This is a genomic window from Mesorhizobium sp. M7A.T.Ca.US.000.02.2.1, assembly GCF_003996995.1.
In the GTDB taxonomy this organism is placed as follows: Bacteria; Pseudomonadota; Alphaproteobacteria; order Rhizobiales; family Rhizobiaceae; genus Mesorhizobium.
Genome location: NZ_RZTT01000558.1, coordinates 1 through 3,189, shown reverse-complemented (window position 1 = coordinate 3,189; position 3,189 = coordinate 1). Strand labels below are relative to the sequence as shown.

General features: G+C 61.6%; 5 protein-coding genes. 1 reads left to right on the top strand and 4 read right to left on the bottom strand.

Annotation, left to right across the window (positions count from 1 at the left end):
• Positions 1-27: 27 nt before the first annotated feature.
• From EOD15_RS31505 to EOD15_RS31495, 3 genes are all read right to left on the bottom strand, one after another.
• A complete protein-coding gene (locus EOD15_RS31505; protein ID WP_013532399.1) occupies positions 28-255 on the bottom strand; it encodes a hypothetical protein in 228 nt (75 codons plus the stop codon).
• A 364-nt stretch (positions 256-619) separates the two neighbouring features.
• Positions 620-829, bottom strand: coding sequence for a cold-shock protein (locus EOD15_RS31500; RefSeq protein ID WP_010915421.1), 210 nt, complete (start codon positions 827-829; stop codon positions 620-622).
• Positions 830-1,252: 423 nt separating this feature from the next.
• Positions 1,253-1,906, bottom strand: a complete 654-nt coding sequence (locus EOD15_RS31495) for a glutathione S-transferase family protein (RefSeq protein WP_127319512.1) — start codon at positions 1,904-1,906, stop codon at positions 1,253-1,255.
• Between the two features lie 196 nt (positions 1,907-2,102).
• Here EOD15_RS31495 and EOD15_RS31490 point away from each other — a divergent pair, with 196 nt between their 5' ends.
• On the top strand, positions 2,103-2,282 hold the full coding sequence (locus tag EOD15_RS31490; RefSeq protein WP_127319510.1) for a CsbD family protein: 180 nt from the start codon (positions 2,103-2,105) through the stop codon (positions 2,280-2,282).
• Positions 2,283-2,339: 57 nt separating this feature from the next.
• On the opposite strand, the gene EOD15_RS31485 is transcribed toward EOD15_RS31490, so the two are convergent.
• Positions 2,340-3,189, bottom strand: an 850-nt coding sequence (locus tag EOD15_RS31485) for a metallophosphoesterase (RefSeq protein ID WP_127409171.1), incomplete at its 5' end; no start/stop codon positions are given.

Sequence of the window (3,189 nt, the reverse complement as noted above, 5' to 3'; positions counted from 1 at the left end):
GTGTTGGCGGTACGCGTTTGGTGGCCATCAGCGTCTTCCGGCCCGCTTCGGCAAAGCGGCTAGCGCGGCGGCGGCGGCCATCTCGTCGGCCTCCTTCTCCAGCCGCAATTCGCGCAGACGCGCGGTCTTGGCTTCACGTGCCTCGCTGACGGCGTCGCGCTCGGAATTGATGCGGTTGAGCGACATCGACTGGGTCTGCGTCTTGCTGAACAGGGACACGGCCTGATCGACGGTTGTCTTTGAACTGGTGGTCAAATCTTTCTCCTGTCAGGAGCCTGTGCCGATGGAGCGAGACCGGGTCTTCGGTCAGGATCACGCACAAAGCAATACGCGCGGCGAATTCAAATTGCTGGAGCGTCCCTTAGCACGTCCAGGCTGGCGCGCAGCGCACTTTCGGCGGCGAGGCCCGCAAAATGAAAAAGGCCAGGCACCGCCTGACCTTCCGTAAGGCGCCGCGCAACCAGATGACCATCCAAAAAGGATGCACCGGGATGCACGAAACGCCCCTCTCATGCGCATGATATGCCGTGGAAACTCAGGTCTCCGCGGCCATGCGCCCGAATTCGCCACTCACCGGTGCCAGTACATCCGTGGTCACCGGGAGAGCTGAATTCTTTTTTCAGGCCGCCTTCAACTGGTCGGCGGACATCTTGCCCGACTTGTTGTCGCGGACCATCTCGTAGCCGAGCTTCTGGCCCTCGACGATGTCGCGCATGCCGGCGCGCTCTACGGCCGAGATGTGGACAAAAACGTCGGCCGAGCCGTCGTCAGGCTGAATAAAACCAAAACCTTTGGTGGCGTTGAACCATTTAACTGTGCCGGTGCTCATGACGAACCCTTCCATGGCAAATATTCGTTCGACGCCATGCGGATGCACAACGTCGTTTGTCCCGATTTTTGATGTGGGAAGTTCGTCAAAGGCGCGCTCGAAAGCGCGGATAACAAAAGTCAGTCAAACAAATATCGACGATTTGCTTATAGGCTTCTTTTGGGGCGCTGTCAAATTTGCATCAAGCCACAGCTGCGGAATTCTCCCAAACCACCTGGCCAAAACACCTGGCACGACGGCAGATCGGACGCCAAACAGCGCGCTTGCGCCAACTTGAGAAAAGTTTTCCGGCATCCAGGAACCATCTGCGCAGACGCGCATTTATTCGGTGTCATCAGCAGTTCATGAGAGCAATCGAATAACAGTTGATGGCAAAGACGCCCCCCGCACGAAAAAGGTGCGAGGGGCGTTTTCGTTTGGATCCTATTCGTCCGGACCGGGTTCCGGCCACGTCTCCCTGGCCGCCTCGGCATACCAGTGGCGCATCGCCGGCGTTGCCAGCACGGCGTCGACATAGGCGCGCGTATCCGGCGCCAGCGTGCCGCCATAGGTGTCGAAACGGGTGACGACAGGCGCATACATGGCATCGGCCGCGGTGAAGTGGCCGAACAGGAACGGGCCGCCCTTGCCGTATTTTTCCCGGCACTGGCGCCACAGCGCCTCGATGCGGGCGCGTTGCGCCTCGCCCTCGGCGTCGAGCGGCTTGTGGGCCTTGGGCCGACGCAAATTCATCGGCCAGCCATAGCGAACCTCGCGAAAGCCGGAATGCATCTCGGTCGCAGCCGAACGCGCCAGCGCACGGGCGTCGATATCGGCCGGCCAGAGCTTTTTTTCGGGAAACAGGTCGGCGAGATATTCAAGGATGGCAAGGGTTTCCCAGACGATCTTGCCGTTGTGATTCAGCACCGGCACCTGACCTGTCGGCGACACTTTCGCCAGATTGGCAAAGGTTTCAGGCGTGCGCAGCCGCACGAAACCTTCCTCGAACGGGATCTCCAGATGCCTCATCGCCAGCCATGGCCGCAGCGACCATGAGGAGAAACACTTGTTGCCGATATAGAGCGTAAATTCTGCCATTTTTCTCCCCGCGCGCCTGGCCTCGAAAATCCCATTGCCAACGCGTGTTCACAGCCTAGCCCACCGACCTTGCCCCGGGCGGCGGCCGCGCGACCTGATCTGCCGTCCGGGCGACGCCTGGAACCTAACCGACGCCGGCTCGTTGGCTACCCGCAAATGAATTCCTCCGAATTCACAACCCGGGAGATGCGCAAAAATGGTGAACAAGGATCAGGTTGCGGGCGTGGCCAAGCAGGTCAAAGGCTCGGTCAAGGAAGCCGCTGGCAAGGCGACCGGCAACAGGCAGACCCAGGCCGAAGGCACGGGCGACTGGATCGCCGGCAAGGTGCAGAAGGCCTATGGCGACGTCAAGGACAAGGTCAAGAAGGCGCTCTGATCCGACATCGAGAAACGCGCTTTATCGAGGGAAAGGCGGCCGCGAAGGCCGCCTTTTTCATGTGCTCCAGCCCTTGCTGAAAGCATTGGTGAAGGCAACCTCGCCATGATCGCCGGTCGCCTCGCCCAGCACCACGTCCATGCCGTCGCTGGTCACCCTGGCCAGCGCGAAACCGCCCATATAGGCAGCCTTCGGCTTGAACAGGTCGATCCCGTCCCTGCGATAGATCAGCGGCGTTTCGTGCTGGTGGCCGTGGAAAATGCCGACGACATTGTAGCCCTTCAGCGCCGCCAGCAACGCCTGCCGGTCGGCCTCGCTCCACCAATGCGGCGCACCGGTGCCGTCATCATCGAAGTGGCTCTTGGCGGCATCCCAGCGTTCCACCGAAAAAGTGTCCCAGCCATAATGCTGGAACAGGACGACCGGACGGCCGTCCGCCGCATAGGTCGCCAGGTCCTGCTTCAGCCATGGCAGGCTGCTCTCGGCGCCGTGGCCGGTATCGCCGGCGAAACGATGCGTCTGGATCAGATGCAGGCCGCCCCAGTCCCAGGAGTAGCAGTCGGTGTCGACATCATAGTCGGTGGCCGGCACCGGCGGCTTGAAGAACACGCCGGCGCGATGGTTGACCTCGACATAGTCGCGCAGTTCGCGCCGGTACCAGTCGACATGGTGCCGCGGCCCGTTCTGGTCGAGATCATGGTTGCCGAGCCCGATATAAACCGGCATGTGCACGCGATCCGGGCCGACGCCCTGGCTGTAGCGCTGGCTGAACTGGAGCAGTTGGGTGCCCTCGCTCGGCTGCGTGATCTGGCCGCCGCCATCGTCAGTGACGTCGCCGCCGACGACGAGGCCGAGCGGCGTGCCTATCTTGCCGGCGGAACGCAGGCCGGTGGCGACGCCATTGATC